Source organism: Sphingobium cloacae, from assembly GCF_002355855.1.
GTDB classification, from domain to species: Bacteria; Pseudomonadota; Alphaproteobacteria; order Sphingomonadales; family Sphingomonadaceae; genus Sphingobium; species Sphingobium cloacae.
In genome coordinates, this window is record NZ_AP017655.1 from 548,413 (window position 1) to 573,858 (window position 25,446).

The 25,446-nt window shown below is 66.9% G+C and carries 25 protein-coding genes; 21 read left to right on the forward strand and 4 right to left on the reverse strand.

Features of this window, described 5'->3' with window-relative positions:
- Positions 1 to 11: 11 nt before the first annotated feature.
- Positions 12 to 698 (reverse strand): RadC family protein, encoded by a 687-nt coding sequence (gene radC / locus SCLO_RS02825; RefSeq protein ID WP_066521812.1) that lies wholly within the window; start codon positions 696 to 698, stop codon positions 12 to 14.
- Positions 699 to 841: 143 nt separating this feature from the next.
- Here radC and SCLO_RS02830 point away from each other — a divergent pair, with 143 nt between their 5' ends.
- From SCLO_RS02830 to SCLO_RS02900, 16 genes are all read left to right on the forward strand, one after another.
- Positions 842 to 4,066 (forward strand): intermembrane phospholipid transport protein YdbH family protein, encoded by a 3,225-nt coding sequence (locus SCLO_RS02830; RefSeq protein WP_066521827.1) that lies wholly within the window; start codon positions 842 to 844, stop codon positions 4,064 to 4,066.
- 14 nt (positions 4,067 to 4,080) lie between these two features.
- Entirely contained in the window at positions 4,081 to 4,251 is a 171-nt protein-coding gene (locus SCLO_RS02835; protein ID WP_231923328.1) for a YnbE family lipoprotein, read from the forward strand.
- Complete coding sequence (locus SCLO_RS02840; RefSeq protein ID WP_066521807.1) at positions 4,248 to 4,649, forward strand: YdbL family protein; 402 nt, start codon at positions 4,248 to 4,250, stop codon at positions 4,647 to 4,649. The genes SCLO_RS02835 and SCLO_RS02840 overlap by 4 nt, the downstream gene beginning before the upstream one ends.
- A 185-nt stretch (positions 4,650 to 4,834) precedes the next feature.
- Positions 4,835 to 5,158, forward strand: a complete 324-nt coding sequence (locus SCLO_RS02845; protein WP_066521805.1) for an AtpZ/AtpI family protein — start codon at positions 4,835 to 4,837, stop codon at positions 5,156 to 5,158.
- Positions 5,159 to 5,204: 46 nt separating this feature from the next.
- Entirely contained in the window at positions 5,205 to 5,990 is a 786-nt protein-coding gene (locus SCLO_RS02850; protein WP_066521803.1) for a F0F1 ATP synthase subunit A, read from the forward strand.
- Between the two features lie 52 nt (positions 5,991 to 6,042).
- Positions 6,043 to 6,270: a F0F1 ATP synthase subunit C gene (locus SCLO_RS02855; RefSeq protein WP_021240110.1), complete on the forward strand. Its 228-nt coding sequence runs from the start codon at positions 6,043 to 6,045 to the stop codon at positions 6,268 to 6,270.
- A gap of 84 nt (positions 6,271 to 6,354) precedes the next feature.
- Entirely contained in the window at positions 6,355 to 6,849 is a 495-nt protein-coding gene (locus tag SCLO_RS02860; RefSeq protein ID WP_066521801.1) for a F0F1 ATP synthase subunit B family protein, read from the forward strand.
- Positions 6,842 to 7,453: a F0F1 ATP synthase subunit B family protein gene (locus tag SCLO_RS02865; protein WP_066521799.1), complete on the forward strand. Its 612-nt coding sequence runs from the start codon at positions 6,842 to 6,844 to the stop codon at positions 7,451 to 7,453. The genes SCLO_RS02860 and SCLO_RS02865 overlap by 8 nt, the downstream gene beginning before the upstream one ends.
- A gap of 188 nt (positions 7,454 to 7,641) precedes the next feature.
- Positions 7,642 to 9,558, forward strand: a complete 1,917-nt coding sequence (gene uvrC, locus SCLO_RS02870) for an excinuclease ABC subunit UvrC (RefSeq protein WP_066521818.1) — start codon at positions 7,642 to 7,644, stop codon at positions 9,556 to 9,558.
- Positions 9,559 to 9,591: 33 nt separating this feature from the next.
- A complete protein-coding gene (locus tag SCLO_RS23225) occupies positions 9,592 to 9,765 on the forward strand; it encodes a hypothetical protein (protein ID WP_157080347.1) in 174 nt (57 codons plus the stop codon).
- 49 nt (positions 9,766 to 9,814) lie between these two features.
- Complete coding sequence (gene recO / locus SCLO_RS02875; protein WP_066521798.1) at positions 9,815 to 10,549, forward strand: DNA repair protein RecO; 735 nt, start codon at positions 9,815 to 9,817, stop codon at positions 10,547 to 10,549.
- Between the two features lie 50 nt (positions 10,550 to 10,599).
- A complete protein-coding gene (leuB, locus tag SCLO_RS02880; RefSeq protein WP_066521794.1) occupies positions 10,600 to 11,646 on the forward strand; it encodes a 3-isopropylmalate dehydrogenase in 1,047 nt (348 codons plus the stop codon).
- Between the two features lie 10 nt (positions 11,647 to 11,656).
- Positions 11,657 to 12,865 carry a trans-sulfuration enzyme family protein gene (locus SCLO_RS02885; protein WP_066521791.1) on the forward strand — a complete coding sequence of 403 codons (1,209 nt, stop codon included), beginning with the start codon at positions 11,657 to 11,659 and terminating at the stop codon, positions 12,863 to 12,865.
- A gap of 33 nt (positions 12,866 to 12,898) precedes the next feature.
- Complete coding sequence (gene apaG / locus SCLO_RS02890; protein ID WP_066521790.1) at positions 12,899 to 13,297, forward strand: Co2+/Mg2+ efflux protein ApaG; 399 nt, start codon at positions 12,899 to 12,901, stop codon at positions 13,295 to 13,297.
- Positions 13,294 to 14,085 carry a LysR family transcriptional regulator gene (locus SCLO_RS02895; RefSeq protein ID WP_066521788.1) on the forward strand — a complete coding sequence of 264 codons (792 nt, stop codon included), beginning with the start codon at positions 13,294 to 13,296 and terminating at the stop codon, positions 14,083 to 14,085. The genes apaG and SCLO_RS02895 overlap by 4 nt, the downstream gene beginning before the upstream one ends.
- A gap of 4 nt (positions 14,086 to 14,089) precedes the next feature.
- Complete coding sequence (locus SCLO_RS02900) at positions 14,090 to 14,506, forward strand: SgcJ/EcaC family oxidoreductase (RefSeq protein ID WP_231923329.1); 417 nt, start codon at positions 14,090 to 14,092, stop codon at positions 14,504 to 14,506.
- 137 nt (positions 14,507 to 14,643) lie between these two features.
- Here the strand turns inward: SCLO_RS02900 and SCLO_RS02905 are convergent, their stop codons facing one another.
- The 3 genes from SCLO_RS02905 to SCLO_RS02915 form a co-directional block, all read right to left on the reverse strand.
- Complete coding sequence (locus SCLO_RS02905; protein WP_066522379.1) at positions 14,644 to 15,927, reverse strand: serine hydrolase; 1,284 nt, start codon at positions 15,925 to 15,927, stop codon at positions 14,644 to 14,646.
- Complete coding sequence (parE, locus tag SCLO_RS02910; RefSeq protein WP_066522374.1) at positions 15,924 to 17,897, reverse strand: DNA topoisomerase IV subunit B; 1,974 nt, start codon at positions 17,895 to 17,897, stop codon at positions 15,924 to 15,926. Before parE ends, SCLO_RS02905 begins: the two co-directional genes overlap by 4 nt.
- A 259-nt stretch (positions 17,898 to 18,156) precedes the next feature.
- Entirely contained in the window at positions 18,157 to 18,846 is a 690-nt protein-coding gene (locus SCLO_RS02915) for a GcrA family cell cycle regulator (RefSeq protein ID WP_096362079.1), read from the reverse strand.
- A gap of 115 nt (positions 18,847 to 18,961) precedes the next feature.
- On the opposite strand from SCLO_RS02915, the gene SCLO_RS02920 reads away from it, so the two are divergent.
- The 5 genes from SCLO_RS02920 to SCLO_RS02940 all read left to right on the forward strand — a co-directional run bounded on the left by SCLO_RS02920 (position 18,962) and on the right by SCLO_RS02940 (position 25,335).
- Complete coding sequence (locus SCLO_RS02920) at positions 18,962 to 19,810, forward strand: ABC transporter permease (RefSeq protein ID WP_066518683.1); 849 nt, start codon at positions 18,962 to 18,964, stop codon at positions 19,808 to 19,810.
- 54 nt (positions 19,811 to 19,864) lie between these two features.
- Positions 19,865 to 20,977 carry a non-hydrolyzing UDP-N-acetylglucosamine 2-epimerase gene (wecB, locus tag SCLO_RS02925; protein ID WP_066518716.1) on the forward strand — a complete coding sequence of 371 codons (1,113 nt, stop codon included), beginning with the start codon at positions 19,865 to 19,867 and terminating at the stop codon, positions 20,975 to 20,977.
- Positions 20,978 to 21,066: 89 nt separating this feature from the next.
- Positions 21,067 to 22,368, forward strand: a complete 1,302-nt coding sequence (gene wecC, locus SCLO_RS02930) for a UDP-N-acetyl-D-mannosamine dehydrogenase (RefSeq protein ID WP_066518678.1) — start codon at positions 21,067 to 21,069, stop codon at positions 22,366 to 22,368.
- Positions 22,369 to 22,507: 139 nt separating this feature from the next.
- Positions 22,508 to 23,215: a polysaccharide biosynthesis/export family protein gene (locus tag SCLO_RS02935; RefSeq protein ID WP_083949116.1), complete on the forward strand. Its 708-nt coding sequence runs from the start codon at positions 22,508 to 22,510 to the stop codon at positions 23,213 to 23,215.
- A 14-nt stretch (positions 23,216 to 23,229) separates the two neighbouring features.
- Complete coding sequence (locus SCLO_RS02940; RefSeq protein WP_066518672.1) at positions 23,230 to 25,335, forward strand: GumC family protein; 2,106 nt, start codon at positions 23,230 to 23,232, stop codon at positions 25,333 to 25,335.
- The last annotated feature ends 111 nt before the right edge of the window (positions 25,336 to 25,446 follow it).

Genomic DNA, 25,446 nt, shown 5'->3' on the forward strand with positions numbered 1-25,446 from the left:
AATCCGTCGCCCTACAGCAACCCCTTGGCCCGCATGCTGCTATGGCCGTGCGATCCGATGATGATATGGTCGTGGACGGAGATATTGAGCCGCCTGCCCGCTTCGACGAGCTGCCGCGTGACCTCTATGTCCTGCCGGCTGGGCTCGGGCGATCCGCTGGGATGGTTGTGCACCAGTATCAGCGCGGCCGACCCCAGGTCGATGGCCCGGCGGATCACCTCGCGCGTGTAGATGGCGGCCTGGTCGATGGAGCCGTCGCCCATATGCTCGTCGCGGATCAGCATGTTGCGGCTGTTGAGGTGCAGCACCCGCACCCGCTCCACCCCCAGATAGGCCATGTCCGCGCGCAGATAGTCGAGCAGCGCCTGCCAGCTTGCCAGGACGGGCTTTTCCGCCACCTCGTTCCGCAGCATCCGCAGCAGCGTCGCATGGACGATCTTGATGGCGGCGATGCTGGTGTCGCCCATGCCGGGGACGCGGGCGATGGCCTGCCAGTCGGCGGTCATCAATGCGCCGATCCCGCCGAACTCCCGCAGCAGCGCCTTTGCCAGCGGCTTGGTGTCGCGGCGCGGGATGGCCAGGGCCAGCAGATATTCGATCAGTTCATGGTCATGCAGCGCATCGCCGCCGCTATCCGCCAGTTTCTGCCGCAGCCGGGCGCGATGCCCCGTTCCGTCATGGCCGGCCTTGCTTGCCATTTTCGCCGATCTTCCCTGTCCCCATCATGTAGGGGGCCTATGCGCTGGGGATTTTCGGGGCAAGGATATTTAGTCTGTCTGGGACGTTATGCAGGCGTTACAGATGACGGATGCTGTTCGAAAGCCGGGGGTTGACCAGACGGATGGAAGAGGAAGACGGCGACATGAAGGTTCGCCGGAACTGGTTGCGCTGGCTGGGCGCGGGCATCGGGCTGCTCGCGCTGGTGCTGGTCGCGCTGTGGACGCAGCGCGCGCCGATCGCTGAAAATTTCATCAGCCGCGAACTCAACCGGCGCGGCGTCGAGGCGCGTTACGAACTGGCGCGTATCGGCCTTCGGACGCAGCGGATCGAGAATATCTCGCTGGGCGATCCGGCCGATCCCGACTTCACGGCGCGCTGGGTGGAAGTCGACATCGCCTTTGCGGGGGTGACGCCGCAGGCGGCGGCCGTGCGCGCGGGCGGGGTCCGGATGCGCGCTTCGCTGCATGACGGCGTCCTCGATCTGGGCGAGCTCGACAAGTTCCGCGATCCGGCCTCGACCGCGCCGTTCAGCCTCCCCGATATCGTCCTGGCGCTGAACGACGCGCGGGTTCGCCTCGATACCGATGCCGGGGCGGTGGGGATGCGGATCGACGGGCAGGGCCATCTCCAGTCCGGCTTTCGCGGCAAGCTCGCCGCCGTCATGCCCCGCGCGCGGCTGGCCGATTGCGGGCTGGCGGGCGGATCGGCATGGCTCGATATCCGCATGAACGCGGGGCAGCCGCGTCTTTCCGGGCCGCTGCGGGGCAAGGCGATCGCCTGCCGGGGTGCGGCCACGGCGATGGCGCGCCCGGTCGCGAATATCGACCTCACGCTCGGCAAGGCGCTGGACCGCTGGACCGGAACGGCGCAGCTTGGCGGAGAAGCGCTCAAGTCCAACGGGATCGTGCTGGCGTCGCCCTCGGCGCGGATCGGCTTCGACGGGACCGCCAGGGGCACCGGCGGACAGGCGCGCGTCGCCGCGCGCGCCTTTTCGGCCGGGCCCGCCATGGCCGGGCAGACGGTGCTGAAGGGCACTTGGAACGCCGGGGCCGATGGCGCGAATTTCCAGGGCGATCTTTCGGCCCGCCATATCCGCGCGTTGGGCCGCGATCCTCTGGCGTCCCTGCGCGAATCGACCGCCGGTTCGCCGGTCGGCCCTCTGGGCGCGCGGCTGGCCGACGCCCTGAAACGCGCGGGGGAGGACAACCTCCTCCACGCGCGGCTGGCTCTCGTCCAGCGGAAAGGGGCGGGCAGCATCGTCCTCAACGACACGCATTTCTCCGCGCGCAGTGGCGCGCGCGTCGACCTGTCGCAGGACGGCCGCTTCACGCTATCCTGGCCGGGCCGGAAGGGCGCGGGCGTGGACTGGGCGCTCGATGGCGCGGTGACCACCGACGGCGGCGGCCTGCCGCGCTCGGCGCTGCGGCTTGCGAAGCGGCCCGGCGGCGGCTTTGGCGGGCAATGGTTCGTCGATCCCTACAAGGCGGCGGGCGCGTCCCTGTCGCTGGAGCCGGTGCGATTCGCCGCCGGGCCGGAAGGACAGACCCGATTCTCGACCGTCATGCGACTCGACGGTCCTTTGCCCGACGGCGGGATCAAGGGCCTCTCCACGCCCGTGGAAGGCGTGTTGGCGTCCAACGGCGCGCTCTCCATCAACCCCCGTTGCATCCCCCTGTCGCTGACCGAGGCGCGCTATGGCGGATTCGCGCTGGGCCGGACGCGGCAGACGCTTTGCCCCCTGCCGGGCGGGCCGATGCTGGCCATGGGCGCGGGCGGCGGCCTGCGCGGCGGCGTGTCCGTCCGCAACGTCGCGATCGACGGACGCAGCGGGAGCAGCCCCATGCGCCTGCAAGCGGATGAGGCGCGGTTCGTGCTCGGCCAGACCGGGTTCCAGCTCGCCAACGCCGCCTTCACCGTCGGACCGCAGGACGCGCCGGTGCGGCTGGCCGCGGCGAAGCTGGACGGGCGCATGTCCGGACGGGGCTTCGCCGGCAGGGCCGAGGATGCCGGGGGCCGGATCGGCGCCGTCCCGCTCATCGTCGAAAAGGGCCGGGGCGACTGGCGTTTCGCCGATGGCGTCCTGACCTTCAAGGCCGCCCTGTCCGTGCGCGACGCCCAGGACAAGCCGCGCTTCAACCCGCTCGACGTGCCGGACTTCACCCTTACCATGAAGGACGGACGCATCGCCGCGACGGGCAACCTGCGCGCCCCGCGCAACGGCGCCCTGGTGGCGCGGGCCGACATCGCGCACGACCTCAACAGCGCGAAGGGCCATGCGGTCCTCTCCGTGCCCGGCCTTGTGTTCGACCCCGGCCTGCAACCCGACGACCTGACCGGACTGACGCTGGGCGTCGTCGCCAATGTCGCGGCCCGGATCAGCGGCGAAGGACATATCCGCTGGAGCGATTCGGCCGTTACCAGCGACGGCGTTTTCCGCACCGACAATGCCGATCTCGCCGCCGCGTTCGGCCCGGTGCAGGGCCTGTCGGGCGAACTGCGCTTCACCGACCTTCTGGGGCTGGTAAGCGCGCCGGGGCAGGAGGTGCGGATCAAATCCGTCAATCCCGGCGTCGAGGTGCGCGACGGCGTGGTCCGTTACCGCCTCGAACCCGATCAGCATGTCCATATCGAAGGCGGCGGATGGCCCTTCGCCGGCGGTCAGCTGGTCCTGCTGCCCACCACCATGGATTTCAGCGCCGATGTCGACCGCTACATGACCTTCCGCGTGCTGGGGCTGGACGCCGGGGCCTTCATCCAGGCGATGGAGCTGGAGAATGTCTCGGCCACCGGCACGTTCGACGGCATCATGCCGCTCATCTTCAACGCCAGGGGCGGGCGGGTGTCGGGCGGCGTGCTGGTCGCGCGGCAGCAGGGCATGCCGCCCCTGATGATGCCCGAAGGCGTCCTGCCCAGCATCCCCTGCGACCCCGCGCGCCAGTCCGGCGTCCTGTCCTATGTCGGCCCGGTGTCGAACGAGCAGCTGGGCGTCATGGGCAAGATGGCCTTCGACGCGCTGAAGGACCTCCAATATAAATGCCTTACCATCCTGCTCGATGGCGCGCTGGACGGCGAGATGGTGACGAACGTGGTCTTCAACGGCGTCAACCGCGGCAAGCTGGGCGACGCGCCGGAGGGCATCGCGCGCAGCTTCATCGGCCTGCCGTTCATCTTCAACGTGCGGATCGCCGCGCCTTTCCGGGGCCTGATGGGCACGGCCCAGTCGCTCGTCAATCCCAACGCCCTGCTTCAGAACAGCGTCGGCGACGAAGTGCAGCAAAAGATGCGGGAAGGGGTTGCGGTTCAGCCTGCGGCAAGCGACACTATGTCACACGGGGAGCGGAAATGACGAAAACGACACTCATGACGGCGACGATCGCCAGCCTGGCCCTGGGGGGCTGCATTCAGGTGAAGGCCCCCGAAAAGCCTATCGAAATCAACCTCAACGTGAAGATCCAGCAGGAAGTCGTTGTGAAACTGCAACGCGACGCGCAGGATCTGATCCAGAACAATCCGGAGTTGTTCCCGCAATGACACGCATGGTTGCAATGATCGCCACCGGCGCCGCGATCGCTTTGGCGACGGGCCTCGCCATGAACATGCCTGCCCGGGCGCAGTCGGGCGCGGTCGCTTCGGCGATGGCGGCGGGGACGGTCGGCGAACAGGCCGACGGCTATCTGGGCATCGCCGGTTCGGTCGGCGCGGATGTCCGGGCCGAAGTCGAATCGATCAATATCAAGCGCCGCGCCGCCTATACCGACCTCGCCGGCAAGCGCGGGGTGACGGTTCAGGATGTCGCGGCGGCCACCGGATGCCAGACGCTCAGCAACCGGGTGAAGCAGGGACAGGTCTACCGCATCGGCGGCGGGGCGTGGCAAACCAAGGGCGCGGGGGCGATCGCGCTGCCCTCCTATTGCGCCACGGCGAACTGATCCCACCCCCGCGCCACGCGCCATTCCGGCGCGCGGCGCGGGGGTGGGGCAGGAAAAACATCTCCTTCCCATCCACGGTTGACTATCCCGAAGCGCCTTTCTAAACGGGCCGCGCCTTGACGGGTGCGGCCGCACGCTTCATGGCCTCTTTCCTGTAAGTTCCATCCGGACGAAGGGGATAGGCGATGGCTGCGGACGCACCCGGGCAGGACCCGGCGGGGGAGGACGCGCGGATCACCTCTTTGGAGGAAAGGATCGCGCGGGCCGAACAAGCCGAAAAGGTCAGACAGGGGACGGTTCAGCAGCAGCCTGACGATGGCTCGCGGCTGGGCAACAGGGTTCTCGCGGAACTGATCGGTGGTCTTGCCGGCGGCGCGGTGATCGGCGGAGTCCTCGACTGGCTGATCGGCACGTCCCCATGGCTCCTGCTCGTGTTCCTCGGTCTCGGGATCGTGGTGGCATTCAGGAACATCATCAGATTGACGACGACGAAGCGTCCCGATCAGTAAGGGACGCTTTTGTCTTAGTCCGAAGGCAAGGCACGCAGGGGTCAAAGTGGCAGAATCCGGCAAAATCGATCCGATGCACCAGTTTGCGATCGAACCGCTGTTCGGGACCGATCACCTGTCCATCGGCGGTTTCAACATCGCCTTCACCAACAGCGCGCTCTATATGGTGGCCGCCGCCGTGGTGCTGTGGATTTTCGTCGTCGGCGGCATGAAGCGCGAACTGGTCCCCGGCCGCTGGCAGATGGCGGTCGAATATATGACCGGCTTCATCAAGAGCCTGCTGGTGGCCAATGTGGGCGAAGGCGGGAAGAAATATATTCCCTACGTCTTTTCGCTGTTCATGTTCATCCTGCTGGCGAACCTGCTCGGCCTGCTGCCGCTGGGCCTCATCGGCCTGCACCCCTTTACCTTCACCAGCCATTTCACGGCGACCGGCGTGCTCGCCATCCTCAGCTTCTCGATCGTGCTGATCGTCGGTTTCTGGAAGCATGGCCTGCACTTCTTCTCGCTGTTCGTGCCGCACGGCACGCCGCTGCCGATGATCCCGGTCATCTTCCCCATCGAACTGGTGTCCTTCATGGTGCGCCCGTTCAGCCTGGGGCTGCGACTGTTCGTCGCCATGACGGCGGGCCACGTCCTGCTGAAGGTGCTGGCGGGGTTCGTCATCAACAGTTCGAATGCGGGCATCGGCTACGGCCTGACGGTCGGTTCGGCCAGCTTCATCCTGATGATCGGCATCAGCGCGCTGGAAGTGCTGGTCGCGGTGATCCAGGCCTATGTGTTCGCGCTGTTGACCTCGGTCTACATCAACGACGCCGAGAACCTGCACTGATTTCGTAGAATTTGTTCAACGCTTAAAAGAGTTTAGAAAAGGAGTTTACAACATGGACGCAGAAGCCGCGAAGCTGCTCGGTGCTGGTCTGGCCGCTATCGGTGCGGGTCTTGCCTCGCTCGGTGTGGGCAATGTCTTCGCCTCGTTCCTCGAAGGCGCGCTGCGCAACCCCGGTGCCGCCGACGGTCAGCAGGGCCGCCTGTTCATCGGTTTCGCCGCGGCCGAACTTCTGGGTCTGCTGGCGTTCGTCATCGCCATGATCCTGGTGTTCGTGGCCTGACAACCGCTTGGGAATCGGGCGGGTCGGCGGTTGCCGGCCTCGCCCGTTCCCGGAATTGACCGCGCCTGATCGGACGGATTCGAAATGCCTCAAATCGCGCAAATCGCCGAAACCTATTCATCCCAGATCTTCTGGCTGCTGCTGACGTTCGGCTTCGTCTTCTTCGTCATCGGCCTTGGCATGGTGCCCAAGGTGCAGGGGACGGCGGACGCGCGCGACGCGAAGATTTCCGGCGATCTGGACGCGGCGAAGGCGGCTTTCGCCCGCGCCGACGAAGCGGAGGCGGACTATCGCGTCCGCGACGCCGAAAGCCGCGCCACGGCTCAGGCCGTGCTGGCGAAAGCCAAGGCGGACGCCGCGCGGGATGCCGAACGCAAGCTCGCCGCCGCCGATGCGGAGATCGCGAGCCTCATCGGCGCTGCCGAAGCCCGCATCCAGGCCGCCTCGAACGCGGCCATGGAACAGATTGAAACCGTTGCGGCCGATGCGGCGCGCGACATGGTGGCCCGCATTTCCGGCGTGGATGCGTCGGAGGATGCGGCCCGTAACGCAGTAAAGGCAGCACTGGCCCATGGCTGAGGCAGCAGGACAGCATAGCGAAGCAACGCCCCATCTGGGCGACGCGATCCATGCCGAGGGCTTGGAGCCGGTCGGCACCGTCGCGCATGAAGGCGTCGCGCCGCACAGCGATCCCAAGGCGCTCTATATGGACGCGACCGGCTGGGTCAGCCTGGCGATGGCGGTGTTCATCCTGCTTTTGCTGGTGAAGAAGGTGCCCGGCCTGATCGGCGGCGCGCTCGACAACCGCATCGCCCAGATCAAGGCCCAGCTTGAGGAAGCCTCGAAGCTGCGCGCCGAAGCCGAAGCGTTGAAGGCGGAATATGAAGCGAAGCTGGCCGCAGCGGCCGGTGAAGCCGACGCCATGCGCCAGTCCGCCGAGCATGAGGCGGAAACGATCCTGCACGACGCGAAGGCCAACGCCGCCGCGCTGGTGGTGCGCCGCCAGAAAATGGCCGAGGACAAGATCGGGGCCGCCGAACGCGCCGCCATCGCGGGCATCCGCGCCAGGGTGGTGAACGCCGCCACAAGCGCCGCCGCCACGCTGATCGCAGGGGGCCACGACGCAAAGGCCGACAAGGCGCTGGTCGACAGCGCCATCAAGGAACTCGGCCCCGTAGCCTGACCGGCCGGACGCACCGAAGGAAAAAGGGCTGGCGCCAACACGCCGGCCCTTTTCCTTTTGGGTATCTCTCCTATTTCTCCTACCCTCCCTCTCGAAAAACGCGTTCCCTTCGCTATTTCATTCATGGATTCGCGAACAACCCCGCACCCCGCCATTGCGCTCCGCGCCCCTCCCGCTATCTCAGCATGATGTCGCGTCCCCAATCCCCCGACCGCTTCCACGAAGACAAGGCGACCTTCACCGTCAAGGGCAGCCAGCCCGACATAGAGGCAGGCGTGGAAGCGATCCGCACCACGCTCAGGACCCTGCCCACGCGCCCCGGCGTCTACCGGATGCAGGACGCGCGCGGCGACGTGCTCTATGTCGGCAAGGCGCGGGTGCTCAGGAACCGGGTCGCCAACTATACGCAGGTCGACCGGCTCCCCCGCCGCCTGCAACGCATGGTGGCGCAGACCCGCTCCATGACCATCGTCACCACCAACAGCGAAGCCGAAGCGCTGCTGCTGGAAGCGCAACTCATCAAGCGGTTCCGCCCGCCGTACAATGTGCTGCTCCGCGACGACAAGAGCTTCCCCTTCATCCTGCTGCGCGACGACCACGCCTTCCCCCGCGTCCAGAAGCATCGCGGCGCACGGAAATATAAGGGCCGCTATTACGGCCCCTTCGCCAGCGCCGGATCGGTGACGCGGACGATCAACGCCTTGCAGAAACTGTTCCTGCTGCGATCCTGCACCGACAGCTTCTTCGCCAACCGCTCCCGGCCCTGCCTGCTCTATCAGATCCGCCGCTGCTCGGCCCCCTGCGTCGGGCGGATCGACGATGCGGGCTATGCCGAACTGGTGCGGGACGCGCAGGACTTCCTCGGCGGCAAGTCGACCGCCGTCCAGCGCAAGCTGGGCGAAGCGATGCAACTGGCCTCGGACTCGCTGGACTTCGAGCAGGCGGCGGTGTTGCGGGACCGGCTGAAGGCGCTGACCTTCATCCAGGGCAGTCAGGCGATCAATGCCGAAGGGCTGGGCGACGCCGACATCTTCGCGCTGGCGACGAAGGGCGGGGCGATGTGCATCCAGGCCTTCTTCATCCGGGGCGGGCAGAATTGGGGCCATCGCAGCTTCTTCCCCGTCCACACCGCCGAGGTGGCGGAGGATGAGGTGCTGGCGAGCTTCATGGCGCAATTCTATGAGGAAGTGCCGCCCCCCCGCCTGATCCTCGCCGACCGCGCGCCCGCCGAATGCGAACTGATGGCGGAGGCGCTGTCGGAACGGACCGGCGCGAAGGTGCGGATCGAGGTGCCGCAACGGGGCACGCGAACCCGCCTGATCCAGCAGGCGCAGCGCAACGCCGTGGAGGCGCTCGCCCGGCGGCTGGCCGAGACGACCACGCAGGCGAAGATCCTGGACGAGATGGTGGAAGTGTTCGGGCTGGACGGCGTGCCCGACCGGATCGAAATCTACGACAACAGCCATATTCAGGGCAGCCACGCGCTGGGCGCGATGGTGGTCGCGGGGCCGGAGGGTTTCCGCAAGAACGCCTATCGCAAATTCAACATCAGGAACCCGGAGACCGCGCCGGGCGACGACTTCGCGATGATGCGCGAAGTGTTCGAGCGGCGCTTCGGCCGTGCGCAGCGGGAGGACCCGGATCGCGACAGCGGCGAATGGCCGGACCTCGTGCTGATCGACGGCGGCAAGGGGCAGTTGTCGGCGGCGCGCGCGACGCTGGAGGAAATGGGCATCGAGGATGTCTGCATGATCGGCATCGCGAAAGGGCCGCATCACGGCCGGGAAGGACGCGAGGTGTTCCACCTGCCGGACGGGCGGGAGGTGACTTTCCCGCTCAACCATCCGGTCCTGTTCTATCTCCAGCGGTTGCGGGACGAAGTGCATCGCTTCGCCATCGGCGCGCACCGGCAGAAGCGGAGCAAGGCGATCACCACCAGTTCGCTGGACGACGTGCCGGGCATCGGCCCCGCGCGGAAGAAGGCGCTGCTGATGCATTTCGGCACGGCGCGGGCGGTGAAGGACGCGGCGCTGGAGGACTTGCAGCGTGCGCCGGGCGTGTCGAAGGTCGTGGCGCGGCAGGTTTACGATTATTTCCATGAATGAAGATCGCGCCTGACGGCAGGCGGGACGGCCTCTATGGGGGAGCCCATTCCTTTTTCGCCTGTCGCCGGAAGGAGGCGGGCGGAGGTCATCACCGCCAACTGCGCCCATCCCGATTATCGCGACATGCTGAAGGACTATTTCACGCGGGCGATGAAGGGTTCCTGCGGCCTGCAATCGCCGATGCTACCCGCGGAGGCCTTTGCCTGACACCGGCGTCATATGGATATGCGGAGCATGAAGGCGTAAGGGAGGCCCTGTGCCTGCCCTCGTCACTTCCGCCATCGTCTGCGCCGTGCGCGCCCATGGAGAGCATGGGGCGATTGCGCGTCTGCTGACGCCGGACGATGGCTTGCTGGCGGGCTATGTCCGGGGCGGGCGGTCGCGGGCGGTCCGGCCGGTGCTGTTGCCGGGCAATGCCGTGAAGGCGGAGTTCCGGGCGCGGACGGAGGATCAGCTTGCGGGGCTGACCGTGGAACTGGCGCATAGCCGCGCGCCTCTCCTGGCGGAGCCCCTGCCTGCCGCCGCGATCGACTGGACCTGTGCGCTGACGGCGGCCGCCTTGCCGGAAGGAACGCCTTATCCGGCGCTCCATCAGGCGCTGGACGGCGTGCTGGGCGCAGTGGAGGCGGCCCCGGCGGCGCGAGGATGGGCGGCGGCGCTGGTCCGCTATGAATTGCTGCTGCTGGCGGAACTGGGGTTCGGGCTGGACCTGACGCGTTGCGCGGCCATGGGGGGGGGCGAGGATCTGGCCTTCGTCAGCCCGCGCAGCGCCGCAGCGGTGAGCCGGGAGGGAGCTATCGGTTATGAAAGCCGCTTGCTGCCCTTGCCGCCGTTCCTGATCGAAGGGGGAAGCGGGGACTGGGCGGAGATATTGGACGGGCTGCGGCTGACCGGCTTCTTTCTGGAGCGTTCGGTGCTGACGGAACGGCGCGCCGACGTGCTGGCGGCTCGGGAGCGGCTGGTCGACCGGCTCAAAAGGGCGGTTGCGTAACGGGCGGCGGCTTCATATGGCGGCGGCAACATATTGCAGGAGTTGTGCCCATGTTGATCGCCTTGTTTCCCGGAGACGGTATCGGCCCGGAAATCGTCGCGCAGGCGAAGCGCGTGTTGGATGCGCTGGCGATCGACGGCCTGACCTATGAGGAAGGGCTGGTCGGGGGGGCGGCATACAAGGCGGCGGGGCATCCCCTGCCGCCTGAGACATTGGCACTGGCGAAGCGGGCGGACGCGATCCTTTTCGGCGCGGTCGGCGATCCCGATTGCGATTCGCTGGAGCGGCATCTGCGGCCCGAGCAGGCGATATTGGGGCTGCGCAAGGAACTGGGCCTGTTCTCCAACCTGCGCCCCGCGAAGGTCTTCCCCGAACTGGCCGGCGAATCCGCGCTCAAGCCGGAGGTCGCGGGCGCCATCGACCTGCTGATCGTGCGCGAGACGAACGGAGATGTCTATTTCGGCGAGAAAGGCTTCCGCACGACCGCCGACGGCCTGCGCGAAGGCTATGACATCATGTCCTATAACGAGACCGAGGTGCGGCGCATCGCGCATAGCGGCTTCCAGGCGGCGCGGGCGCGGCGGGGCAAGCTCTGCTCGGTGGACAAGGCCAATGTGCTGGAGACGAGCCAGCTCTGGCGCGACGTGGTGATCGAGGTGGCCGCCGAATATCCCGATGTGGCGCTCAGCCATATGTATGTCGACAATGCCGCGATGCAGCTGGTGCGCGATCCGGGCCAGTTCGATGTGATCGTGACCGGCAACCTGTTCGGCGACATCCTGTCCGATCAGGCGAGCATGTGCGTCGGCTCCATCGGGATGCTGGCGTCCGCGACGCTGAACGGCAGCGGGCAGGGGCTGTATGAACCGATCCACGGCTCCGCGCCGGACATCGCCGGGCAGGGCAAGGCCAATCCGCTGGCGACGGTCCTGTCGGCGGCGATGATGCTGCGCTATTCGCTGGGGCTGCATGCGCAGGCCGACCGGATCGAGGCGGCCGTGGAGAAGGCGCTGGCCGATGGCGCGCGCAGCCCCGACCTGGGCGGCGGCATGAGCACCGTCGAAATGGGCGATGCGGTGCTGGCGGCGCTGAACTGAGGATCGAATCATGAAGCGGAAGAGCGGGCAGGACCCGGAGATCACGAAGAACTGGAAGCCTGCCACGCTCGGCGTCCGGGGCGGCACGGCGCGCACGGAATATGGCGAAACGTCGGAAGCTTTGTTCCTGACCAGCGGCTATTGCTACGACCGGGCGGAGGACGCGGCGGCGCGCTTTGCCGGCGAGCAGCAGGGCATGACCTATTCCCGGCTCCAGAACCCCACTGTCGAGATGCTGGAAAAGCGCATCGCCCTGCTGGAAGGGGCGGAGGCTTGCCGCGCGGCCGCTTCGGGCATGGCGGCGATGACCGCGGCGCTCCTGTGCCAGCTTTCCGCCGGGGATCATGTCGTGGGCGGCAAGGCGCTGTTCGGCTCGTGCCGCTGGCTGGTCGATACGCTGCTGCCCAAATTCGGGATCGAGACGACGACCGTCGACGCCACCGACAATGCCGCGTGGGAAGCGGCGATCCGGCCCAACACCCGGCTCTTCTTCTTCGAAACGCCTGCCAATCCCACCATGGATGTCGCTGATCTTCAAGGGATTTGTGACATCGCCAGGGCGCATGGCATCGTGACGGTGGTGGACAATGCCTTCGCCACGCCCGCGCTCCAGCGGCCAATGGAATTCGGCGCGGACGTGGTGGCCTACAGCGCGACCAAGATGATGGACGGACAGGGGCGGGTGCTCGCGGGGGCGATCTGCGGCACGGAGGATTTCATCCTCAACACGCTGCTGCCTTTCCACCGGAACACCGGGCCGACGCTCTCTCCGTTCAATGCCTGGGTGGTGCTGAAAGGGCTGGAGACGCTGGACCTGCGCATCCGCAAGCAGAGCGAGAATGCGCTGAAGGTCGCGCGCTTCCTGGAGGCGCGCCTGCCCAAAGTTCTCTATCCCGGCTTGGAAAGCCATCCGCAACATGCGCTGGCGATGCGACAGATGGAACTGGCCGGGCCGATCTTCTCGCTCTATGTCGGCGGCGGGCGCAAGGAGGCGCACGGCCTGCTCAACGCCCTGCAACTGGTCGACATCAGCAACAATATCGGCGATTCGCGGTCCCTGATGACGCATCCCGCCTCCACCACCCATTATGGCATGGCGGAGGAAGCGAGGCTGGAAGTCGGCATCACCGAGGATATGCTGCGCCTGAATGTGGGCCTTGAAGATCCGGAGGACGTGATCGCCGATTTCGATCAGGCGCTGCGGGCGATAGGGCGTTGACGTGGACGGGAATAAGGGCGCATTCCTGAAATCGTGAACGCACTGTTCCCCTTCCACGCCACGACGCGCGACATCACGGTCCATGTGGCCGTGACCTTCCTGCCCGAACAATCGGAGCCGGACCGGGGCCGCTGGTTCTGGGCCTATCATATCCGCATCGAAAATGGCGGGGATCAGCCGATCCAGCTTCTGACGCGTCACTGGATCATCACGGACGGGCGCGGCGCGCAGCATCGGGTGGACGGCGATGGCGTCGTAGGCGAGCAGCCGGTCGTGCAGCCGGGGCGAAGCTATGATTATGTTTCGGGTTGTCCGCTGGGCACGCCGACCGGATCGATGAAGGGTCATTATCATATGATCGGGGCGGATGGGCACACCTTCGACGCCGCGATCCCGCATTTCGCGCTGATCGCGCCTGCGGTGGCCGAATGAAGCGTACCCATTTGCCGCTCAACGGCCTGCGCGTGCTGGATGCGGCGGCGCGGCACCTGTCCTTCACCCGCGCGGCGGACGAACTGGCCGTGACCCCCGCCGCCGTGGGCCAGCAGATTCGCGCGCTGGAGGACATGCTGGGCGTGGTGCTGTTCCGCCGCACGCCCAAGGGCCTGGAACTCACGCCGGAAACGGAGGCTGGGCTGGACGCCCTGCGCGCCGGTTTCCTGGAGTTCGAGGAGGCGGTGCGGGCGATGCAGGCGGGCCAGTCCTCTTCCTCGCTCACCATCGCCGCGCCGCGCGACATCACCGCGAAATGGCTGCAAAAGCGGCTCGCCGCCTATGCCGCGAGCCAGCCCGACCTGAAATTCGCGCTGGTGGCGGCGGATGAGGCGCTCGATTTCACGGAAGCCAATCTGGATTTGGCGCTGCGGCTGGCCGAAACGCCGGGCGAGCATGAAGGCATCAGGCTGGGTGAAGCGGCGTTCGTGACGGTGGAGGCGGCCGATGGCGGTCCCGATGGGTGGATCGAATGGCCCGGTTGCCCCCATGGCGACAAGCCCGCGTCGATCCGGGTCGCGGATGGCGGTCTGGCGATCGAGGCGGCGGCGAACGGGTTCGGGCAGGCGGTCGTCCCGCTGCTGCTGGCGGAGGCGGACCTGGCCGCCGGTCGCGTGCGGCAAGTGGGGGAAGCGGTGGATTCGTCCCTGTCCTACTGGCTGATCGCGCCCCTGCCTCAATGGCGGCAGAAGAAGGTCAAGGCGCTGGTCGAGGCTTTGGCGGAATGATAGGGTGATAACGGAACCCGCGGATATTCCGGCGCGCTTTCAGGCGGCGTGGAACGCGCATGACATGGATGCCTTTGGCCTGCTGTTCCATCCCGACGCGACATTCGTGAACAGGTTCGGCACCTATTGGCGCGGCGTGGAGCAGATCGTCGCGGGCCACAGGCGGGTGCATGAAAGCATCTATCGCGATTCGACGCTGGAAAACGATGCGCCGGATGTCGATCCGATCTCCGGCGATGCGGCGATCCTGCATTTCTGGTCGCGGCTGGGCGCGGGGCAGGCGCATCCGGCGGGCCCCCACCGGATCGACACCATGATCCTGGCCGTGGCGACGCGGCGGGAAGGGGAATGGCGGATTCAGGCGCTGGAAAATGTGACGCTGGTCAATCCGATGACCGGCGAGGCGGTCCTGCGCCCCTAGAGCATTCTGAAGTCCCGACGGCTCGCAGAACGTGCTAGAGCATTTTCGAAGCAGATGGCTGCATCTGCTGGCTCGGAAAATGCGGAAAATAAAAGAGAATCAGAGCATGATCCGATTCAGCATGAACGGATCATGCTCTAGCGGGAGGTCTCGGCCAGCAGGTTGAGCGCGCGCGTCATCAGCGCGACGAAGCGCGGTTCGTCGAGGCGGGCGGCCGGATTGTTCCATGATCCCGTCACGGCATACCAGCTTCCGTCTTTTGCCTGAGCAAGGAAGTTCATCGCCATAACGCCCGGTTCTGAGCCGCCCTTATAGCCGAGATACTTCCAGCGGGCGGCATCGGCGGGCGCAATGCCGGGATTGACCGCCATGATGGGAAGGGCCTCCCCGCCATGACGGCGCAGCCAGTCGAGCAGGGCGACTTCGTCCTTCGGCGAGGCGAACCATTCGGCGCTGTCGATGGAGGCGGGGGTTTCCGCGACGGTGCCTATATCCACGGCCTTGGCGTCAAGTCGCGCGGCATGGTCGCGAAGCATGGCGCGGCGCTGGGCGATCGACGCCCGCGCATAGCTTTGGCGCAGGGATGCGTTGGCGGGCATCTTCAGGGCGAAGGCTTCGGCGGTGGTGAGGAGCGGCAGGGCCGCGTCCGCCTCGGCGTGGCCCGCGCGGGAGAGGGTGGCGTCCACATTCTCCCGCCCCAGCGCCAGCAGCAGCGTGTCGGCGGCGCTGTTGTCGCTTTCGGCGATCATGGTCGTGGCGAGGCTGTGGAGCGTCATCGGCGCACGGTCGGGATATGCCAGCAGGCGGCCGGAAAAGCTCTTGTGGGAGAGGGGGATCACGTCGCTCCAGCGGCGCTCCCCCGCTTCGACGGCGCGGGCGAGTTCGGCCAGCACATAGAGTTTGAAGGACGATCCGGTCGCCATTTGCCGGTCGGGCGCGCGGGTGGCGATCCATTGCGGGCCGCCATCGGTCAGGCGCGCGATGGCGAAGGCGGTCTGGCCCGGCAGCGCTTCGAAGTCGTCTATGACCTTGATGAGGCTGTCGTCCGCCTGCTTCGCGCCGACGATCTGGAGGCCGATGACGCGGTTCGGCGCTTCGGGAGCAATGACCAGGGTGAAGCCGACCGTGGCGCGTCGATAGCGGACCTCCACCTGACCGGCGGTGGGGCCGTTCTGGCGGACCGAGCCCAGCGATTGCGGCTCGCCATATTGGCGGCGCAGGTCGGCCGTGAGGGCGCGCCACTGGTTGACGGGAACCGCCGTCAGGAACAGGTCGGAGAAGAAGTCCTTTTCCCCGCCGTCCTTGCCGAGCAGCGGAAGCAATTGTTCCGCGCGGGCGTGATAGGCTGGCGCGACCTGCGCGGACGAAGAAAGAGGATGCAGCGCCAGCAGGAACAGCGCCAGAGCCGCCAAAGCCTTCATGCGTCTATGGCCTCTTCGTCCACCGCCGCCGCATTTTCCTGGATGAAGGCGAAGCGATGCGCGGGATTATTGCCCATCAGCCGGTCGACCAGGTCGCGCACCTGCTGCCGGTCCTCATAATCGTCGGGCAGGGTGATGCGGATCAGGCTGCGGGTCTTCGGGTCCATGGTGGTTTCGCGGAGCTGGCCGGGATTCATTTCGCCCAGGCCCTTGAAGCGGCTGATATCCACCTTCTTGCCCTTGAACTCGGTACGGAGCAGTTCCTCGCGATGGGCGTCGTCCTTCGCGTAGAGGTTCTTGCCGCCCGCGACGAGGCGGTAGAGCGGCGGTTGCGCGAGGAAAAGATGGCCGCGCCGCACCAGTTCCGGCATCTCCTGAAAGAAGAAGGTCATGAGCAGCGTCGCGATATGCGCGCCGTCCACGTCCGCGTCGGTCATGATGACGATGCGCTCGTAACGCAGATGGTCCGGATTGCAGTCCTTCCGCGTGCCGCAGCCCAGCGCCTGGATGATGTCCGCGATTTCCTGATTGGCGAGGATTTTCGCCGTGTTGGCGGACGCCACGTTCAGGATCTTGCCGCGCAGGGGCAGGATGGCCTGCGTCTTGCGGTCGCGCGCCTGCTTGGCGGAGCCGCCCGCCGAGTCCCCTTCGACCAGGAAGATTTCCGTGCCGTCGGGATCGTCGGTGGAACAGTCGGTGAGCTTGCCGGGCAGGCGCAGCTTGCGGGCGGAAGTGGCGGTCTTGCGCTTGACCTCCTTCTCCTGCTTGCGCTTCAGCCGTTCGTCCATCCGGTCGAGGACGTAGCCGAGCAGCGCCTTGCCGCGCTCCATATTGTCGGTCAGGAAATGGTCGAAATGGTCGCGCACGGCGTTCTCGACGAGGCGCGCGGCTTCGGGAGAGGTCAGGCGGTCCTTGGTCTGGCTCTGGAACTGCGGGTCGCGGATGAAGACGCTGAGCATGATTTCCGATGACGTCATGATGTCGTCGGCGGTGATGTCCTTGCCCTTCTTCTGGCCGACCAGATCGGCGAAGGCACGGATGCCCTTCACCAGCGCGGCGCGCAGGCCCGCCTCATGGGTGCCGCCGTCCGGGGTCGGAATGGTGTTGCAATACCAGCTATAGCTGCCGTCCGACCAGAGCGGCCAGGCGACAGCCCATTCGACGCGGCCCGCCGCTTCGGGAAAATCCTGATTGCCCGAAAAGAACTGGCTGGTGGCGCATTCCCGGCCGCCGACCTGTTCCTTCAGATGATCGGCAAGGCCGCCGGGGAACTGGAAGACGGCTTCGGCGGGCGTGTCGTCGGTGATGAGTTCGGGCGCGCATTTCCAGCGGATCTCGACGCCCGCGAAGAGATACGCCTTGGACCGGGCGAGGCGGTAGAGCCGCGCCGGCTTGAACTTCTGTTCGCCGAAGATTTCGCTGTCGGGAATGAAGGTGACGGACGTGCCGCGCCGGTTGGGAGCCGCGCCGACCTTTTCGAGACCGCTGGTGGGAAGGCCCTGCGCGAAGCTCTGGCGGTAGAGTTCGCGGTTGAGGGCCACTTCGACCACGGTGACGATGGACAGGGCGTTGACCACGCTGATGCCGACGCCGTGCAGGCCGCCGGATGTGGCATAGGCCTTGTCGGTGAACTTGCCGCCGGAATGGAGGGTGGTCAGGATCACTTCCAGCGCGGACTTGCCGGGGAATTTGGGATGCTCGCCGACCGGGATGCCCCGGCCATTGTCGGTGATGGTGAGGCGGTTGCCTGGTTCCAGCGTCACCTCGATCCGGGTGGCGTGGCCCGCGACGGCTTCGTCCATGCTGTTGTCGAGCACTTCGGACGCGAGATGGTGCAGCGCCCGTTCGTCCGTGCCGCCGATATACATGCCGGGGCGGCGGCGGACCGGTTCGAGCCCTTCGAGCACCTCGATGGTGGAGGCGTCGTAACCGGGAGAGGAGGCGGGCTGGTTCGCGAACAGATCGGACATGGGGGATTGCTATCGGGCGCGAACGCCGGGCGCAAGTGGCGTGGGAGGCAGTGGGGGTGTTCAGTCCAAAGGGGACATCCAATCTCCGTTCGGGCTGAGTCCTTCGACTGACTGCCAAGGCAGGCGCTCAGGACAGGCTTCGACAAGCTCAGGGTGAACGGCGGTGGAGAAAAGCAGACAGTCCGCTCTCCACCCAAAATAGCCATGCCAAGGAAAAAGGGCCGGCTCCTCCTCGGAACCGGCCCTGTTCATGATCTCATCAGCGCACGCGCGGGCCGCCGAAGGGAAGCGGGGGAGGCGGGCGGCGCGTGCCGCGCGGCAATTGCGCCTGATAGGCGCGGCCGCAATGCTCCACGCAATAAGGGAAGCCGGGATTCACCGGCTCGCCGCAGAAATGGAAATCCGGCTCGCCCGGATGGCCGACCGGCCATTTGCAGATGCGTTCCGTCAGGTCGAGCAGCGAGGTCTTGTCCGCGATTTCCGGGCTGGGCTTGGCGGGAACCAGGCGGCGCGGCGGCGCGGGCGGGATCGGCGCCTGTTGATCGCCCGGACCCTGGCGCAGGAAACCGCCGGGGCCGACCGAAATGATGCGCGGTTGCGGCGCGGCGGGCTGCTGCGGCGTGGCGGCGTCCGCTGCCGCGGGCGCGGCCGGCGCGGGGGCGGGCGCCGCGGCGTGGCGCGGTGCTGCCGGTTGCGCGGCCGGCGCGGCGGCGCGGGACGTTTCGGGCGCGGGAGCCGCCGCGGGGGCGGGCTTGCGCGGCGCGGCGGCCTTTTTCGGCGCTTCGTTGGCCTTCACGGGGGAAGGACGGGATTGCAGGCCCAGACGATGCGCCTTGCCGATCACCGCGTTACGGCTGACGCCGCCCAGTTCTTCCGCGATCTGGCTGGCGGTCAGGCCCTTTTCCCACATAGACTTGAGCTGGTCGATGCGCTCGTCGGTCCAGGACAAATGAAAACTCCTCACATTCCAAGAATTGCGCCCTATATGGGGCGCGCAGGCGCGGGTTCAAATCCGCGCACAACATCCTTGCGGGTTATCCGCTCAGCCGATAGTCGATCCAGCCATGAACGACCAGTCCAAAATTGCACCTGCCGCCAGCGCTTCCCCGCCGTTTCACGAACCGGGCGAGATGGTGATCCGCAACGTCAACTGGGCAGGCACGCGCGCGCTCTACGCGAAGGAAGTGCGCCGCTTCATGAAGGTGCAGCTCCAGACGATCTGGGCGCCCGCCGTGACGACGCTGCTTTTCCTCGTGATCTTCACCATCGCGCTCGGCGGCGCGAACCGGCAGGTGCTGGGCGTGCCCTTTGCCGACTTCATCGCGCCGGGGCTCATCATCATGGGGATGATGAACAATGCCTTCGCGAACAGCAGCTTCGCCCTGCTGGTGGGCAAGATGCAGGGGACGCTGATCGATTATCTGATGCCCCCGCTTTCCACGGGCGAACTGTTGCTGGGGCTGGTCGGCGCGGCGGTGACGCGGGCTATCGCCGTGGGGCTGGCGCTGTGGGCCGCGATGGCGCTGTGGCCGGGCGTGCATGTGACGCCGACGCATCCCTGGGCGATCATATGGTTCGGTCTGATGGGCTCGATGCTCACCGCCTTCGCGGGCGTGCTGACATCGATCTGGGCGGAAAAATTCGATCATGCCGCCGCGATCACCAACTTCGTGATCGGGCCGATGACGCTGCTGTCGGGTACCTTCTATTCGATCGACCGGCTGGCGCCCGTGTTTCGCGCGATCAGTCACGCCAATCCGTTCTTCTATGCCATTTCCGGCTTCCGCTATGGCTTCGTCGCGGCGTCGGACGGCGACGTGATGGCGGGCAGCATCGTGCTGCTGGTGCTGAATCTGGCGCTCGGCCTGCTGTGCTACGCGCTGCTCAGGAAAGGCTGGAAGCTCAAGGCGTAAAGGGCATGGTTACCTTTGTCTGCCAAGGGGAATGAAGCAGACAAAGGGACGATGATGAAGGTGGCGCTGGTTTTCGGGACACGGCCCGAAGCGATCAAATTGTTTCCGGTGATCCATGCGCTGAAGGCGCGGGAGAATGTGGATACCCGCGTCATCGTGACGGCGCAGCATCGCGGGCTGCTGGATCAGGTGCTGGAGATTGCGGGCATCGTGCCCGACATCGACCTGGACGTGATGACGCCCAACCAGACGCTGGACGGGCTGACGGCGAGGCTGATCGTGGAACTGGGCGCGGCGTTCGATGCGGAAAGGCCCGACCGCGTGGTGGTGCATGGCGACACGCTGACCACCATGGTGGCGAGCCTCGCCGCCTATTACCGCAAGATCCCGGTGGCGCATGTCGAGGCGGGGCTGCGCAGCGGGGACATCCATCACCCCTGGCCGGAGGAAGTGAACCGGCGCGTCGTGGCCTGCATCGCGGACATGAACTTCGCGCCGACCGACGCAGCGGCCGAGGCGCTGCGGAAAGAGAATCGCGACGCGAAGGGCATCCATGTCACCGGCAACACCGTGATCGACGCGCTGCTCGCGACGCGGAATCGAGTGCTGGCGGAACCGGTGCTGGCGGCGGGACTGGACGATCTGGCGGCGCGCTTCGCGGGCCGGCGGATCGTCGCGGTCACCAGCCACCGGCGGGAAAATTTCGGCGGCGGCATGGAAGCGATCGCGCGCGCCATCGCCGATATCGCCGGGCGGCCCGACGTGGCGGTGATCTTTCCCGTGCATCCCAATCCCCATGTGCGGCCGGTCATGGATGCGGTGCTGGCCGACCGTTCCAATGTCGCAATGATCGATCCGCTGGACTATCCGCATTTCGTGCGGCTGCTCGATCTCTGTCATCTGGTGCTGACCGACAGCGGCGGCGTGCAGGAGGAAGCGCCTTCGCTGGGCAAGCCGGTGCTGGTCATGCGCGAGACGACCGAGCGGCCCGAAGGCGTCGCGGCCGGCACGGCGAGGCTGGTGGGCACGGATCGCGCGCGCATCGTGCGGGAAGTGGCGATGCTGCTCGACGATGAAGCCGCCTATGGCGCGATGGCGCGGGCGCACAATCCCTTTGGCGACGGTCAGGCAGCGGAGCGGATCGCGCGGATTATCGCGGCCGCCTGAAGGACAGGAAAAGCGGCGCGTTACCGAAATCTTCAGCATTTCCCGGCATCAACGAAGCTGAAAATCACCGGCTTTTTCAGGATCGTTACATGCCCGTCGACAGCAAGCAGAAGGTTTCCGTCATCGGCCTCGGCTATATCGGCCTGCCCACCGCCGCGTTGATCGCGCGGGGCGGCGCGCAGGTCGTGGGCGTGGATGTCAGCGCGCATGTCGTGGAGACGGTCAATTCGGGCCGGGTGCATATCGAGGAGGTCGATCTCGACGGGCTGGTGCAGGGCGTGGTGTCGCGCGGCAACCTGCGCGCCAGCCTGGACGTCGAGCCGAGCGACGTCTTCATCATCGCCGTGCCCACGCCGGTGGCGGAGGATCGCGCGCCCGACATCTCCTATGTGCTCAAGGCCGCGCGGACCGTCGCGCCGGTGCTGAAGGCGGGGGACGTGGTGATCCTCGAATCCACCTCTCCGGTGGGCACGACCGAGGCGATGCGCGACCTGTTCGCGCAGCTTCGTCCCGATCTCAAAATGCCGGTGCAGAGCGGCGGGGCGGCGGGGGACATCGCCATCGCCTATTGCCCGGAAAGGGTGCTGCCGGGGCGGATCTTGGTGGAACTGATCGACAATGACCGCTGCATCGGCGGTATCACGCCGCGCTGCGCGCGCAAGGCGCTGGCCTTCTACCGCCAGTTCGTGCGCGGGCAGTGCATCACCACCACGGCGCGCGCGGCGGAGATGGTGAAGCTGGTGGAGAACAGCTTCCGCGACGTCAACATCGCCTTCGCCAACGAACTGTCCGTGATCGCCGAGCGGATGGACATCGACGTGTGGGAGGTGATTCGCCTCGCCAACCGCCATCCGCGCGTGAACATATTGCAGCCCGGTCCCGGAGTCGGCGGTCATTGCATCGCGGTCGACCCATGGTTCATCGTGCATGGCGACCCGGAAAATGCCCGGCTGATCCGCACCGCGCGCGAAGTGAACGACGGCAAGACCGACCATGTGGTGGCGCGCGCTTCGGACCTGATCGACGCATTTCCGGGCGAGGCGGTCGCCTGCCTCGGTCTCGCTTTCAAGCCCAATATCGACGACTTCCGCGAAAGCCCGGCGGTCAAGGTCGCGGCCCGGCTGGCGCGGCGCTATGGGCGGCGGATCAGGCTGGTCGAACCCTATGCCCATGCGCTGCCGATGGAATTCGCGGGCACGGGCGCTGAACTGATGGATCTCGATACGGCTCTGGAACAATGCGGCGTTTTCGTCATTCTTGTCGATCATGACATGTTCAAATCCGTGCCGGTGGACGAGCGCGCCGACAAGGCGGTCTATGACACGCGCGGCATCTGGTCCGATCAGCCGCGCCGGATTTCCGAAGCGCCCGTGGGCCGCGTGGCGGTCTGACAATGGAAGGGCCGACTGTCGTCAAGCGCGCGCAGCCGGTCCGACCAGCGGTTGCCATAGGGTCGACGCGCCGCTAACCCCCAAGCCCAGCCGCATTTTCTCCCAATGCGGCATCGGGTCGAAAGGGGTGTCCGGGCGGATGAAGCGGTCTTTCCACGATAGGATGCGGGCCAGTTGCGGCATCGCGCTCTGCGCGTTGACGGCGGCTTGCGCGACGGTGGAAGACGCTCCAAGGGGGGATGACGCCTATGCCGCGATCCCCGCCGCTCCCGCTGTCGGCATGGACTATCGGATCGCGCCGGACGACGTGCTGCGCATCAGCATCTATCATGAGCCGGGCCTTTCGCTGGAGGACGCGCGCGTCACGGCGGCGGGCATGGTGCGGATGCCGCTGGTCGGCGACATATCGGTGGCGGGACTTTCGGCGGAGGAGGCCGGGGACGTGATCGCCGGGCGGCTGGGGCAGCGCTATCTGGTGTCGCCGCAGGTCACCGTGTTCGTGAAGCAGGCGGTCGGCCGCCGCATCACCGTCGACGGCGAAGTGCGCGAACCGGGCCTGTTCCCCTTCGCCGGGCGGCTGACGCTCAGCCAGGCGGTGGCGATGGCGAAGGGGCCCACGCGGATCGCCAGCCTCGGCCAGATCGTCGTCGTGCGTCAGGAAGAGGGGCAGCGCAAGGCGGCCATGTTCAGCCTTGCCGCCATCCGCAAGGGGGAGGCGGCCGATCCTGAAATCCTGCCGGGCGACATGGTGATCGTGGGCCTGTCCCGCGCCAGGGCGATATTGGGCGGCGCCCTGCTGGCCGCGCCCGCGCTGGCGACGGGTTTCATCGCGCTGGACGGTCGATGAGGGAGGCGGTCCGCATGATTCCCGAAGAGGACGCGATGCTTGCGCGCGAAGGGCATCCCGCCCGCATGGTCGCGGCGGCGCGGCGGAGCTGGGCGATCGTCCGGCGGCATCGCGTGATCCTGTTCGTGACGATGGCCCTGTCGGTGCTGGCGGGCCTGATCTTCATCCTGATGGCGACGCCCGATTATCGCGCGACCGCTTCGGTCGAGGTGGAGGATGTCCCGGCGGGCGCGGCGGGCGCCGGCGCGACGCAGCGCCCCAATGCGCCGGGCGACACCGAATCGCTGATGCAGACGCAACTGGAAGTCCTGCGCAGCCGTGCCCTGGCGGAGGATGTGGCGCGCGAACTGGCTCTGGTCGGCAGCCGCACCTTCTTCGACGGCATGAACCGCAAGCGGCCGGAGCAGGGGGCGGGATCGCTCAGCCAGCGGCAGGTGGAGCAGGAAACCGTCCTCAAATTGTTGCAGGACGGGCTGGACATCGACCTGCCGGGCAAGTCCCGGATCATCCAGATCAGCTTCACCAGCGCCAATCCGGTGCTGTCGGCGCGGGTCGCCAACAGCTATGCCGACAGCCTGATCCGGACCGACCTGAAGCGCGGGTTCGAATCCGGCGTGCAGGCGCGGCGTTTCCTGCTGGGCGAACTGGAGGGCGCGCGCGCCGATCTGGAGCGGGCCGAGCGCGATCTGGCGGTCTACGCGGCCCGGGTGGGCGGCGCGCCGCCGCCGGATGCGAAGGAGGGCGGTGGCGAAGAGGCCCCCGTGCCGCAAGGGTCCGTCACGGCGCGGCTGGCGCAGCTCAACGCCTTCCGCGCGCAGGCGTCGGCCGATCGGATCGCCGCGGCGAAGAAGTGGGAAAGCGCCCGCCTCTCCAGCGTCGAAACCCTGCCCGAAGTGCTGAACAACGGCGCGATGCAGCAACTCATGGCGCAGCGCGCCGAAGCGCGGGCGGAACTGGTCCGCCAGCGCCAGTTCCGCAAGGACGATCATCCCGAAATGCGCGAGGCGCGGGCGCGGCTGGCGGCGCTGGACGATCAGGCGCAGGCGATGGCGAACACCATCCGCGCCTCGCTCAAGGAGCAATATGACGTCGCCGTCCATGGCGAAAAGCAGATCGCCTCGGAAATCAGGGATCTGGAACGGCAGGCGCTGGTCGAACGCGGGCGCGACGTGCAGGTCGGCATCATGGAGCGGCAGGTCGATACCTACAGGCTGCTGCATGACAGCCTGTTGCAGCGTTATCGCGACATGGCTTCCCAGGCCGGATTCCAGGCCGGGCGCATCCAGCCGCTGGACCGGGCGGCGGTGCCCGCGCGGCCTTCCTCCCCCCATGTCGGCAGCGCGATGCTGATCGCTTCGCTGGGCGGGCTTCTGCTGGGGCTTCTGCTGGTCGGATTGCGCCATGTGTTCGACGATGCGGTGACCTCGGCCGAAACGCTGGGCGAGCGGGTGGGCCTGCCGATGCTGGGATCGGTGCCGGTGACGGGCGACCGGGCGCAGCCGCAGGAGATATTCAGCCCCATCGCCTCGTCCCTGCTGCTGGGATCGGTGGAGGGGTTGCCGCGCTCCATCCTCGTCACCAGCGCGCAGGAGGGCGAGGGCAAGTCGCTGACGTTGAATGCGCTGGCGCGGGCGCTGGCGGCGCTGGGGAAGAAGGTGCTCGTGGTCGACGCGGACATGCGCCGCCCGGTCCAGCATCGCCTGTTCGGACTGGTGCCCGCCATCGGCATCAGCGAGGTGATGACGGGTCAGGCCAGGGTGGAGGATGCCGTCATGCCAACGGGCGTGGCGGGGCTTTCGATCCTGCCTTGCGCCGCCATTCCCCCCAATCCGGGCGAGTTGCTGGCGACACCGGCGCTGGACGGGGTGATGAGCCATGCGCGGGAAAGCTATGACACGGTGTTGATCGACGCGCCGCCGATCCTCGGGCTCGCCGACGCGCCGCTGCTGGCGGCCAAGGCGCAGGCGACGGTGCTGGTGGTCGAATGGGGCCGCAACCATCATGGCGGCCTGCGCGTGGCGGTCGAGCGCCTGCGCCGCGCGGGCGGAAGCATCATCGGCGGCATCCTCACCAAGCAGCAGGGGCGCGCCTATGATTATGACTATCATAGGGGTGGGTAAGCGCCATCGATGGGGCTTTGGGTGGAACTGGTCCCGCTGCGATGACGGGGGCCGGCAAGCGCGGCCTGATCCCCGATTTGACCCAGCGTGAAGCCGGCCCACCCCAAAGAA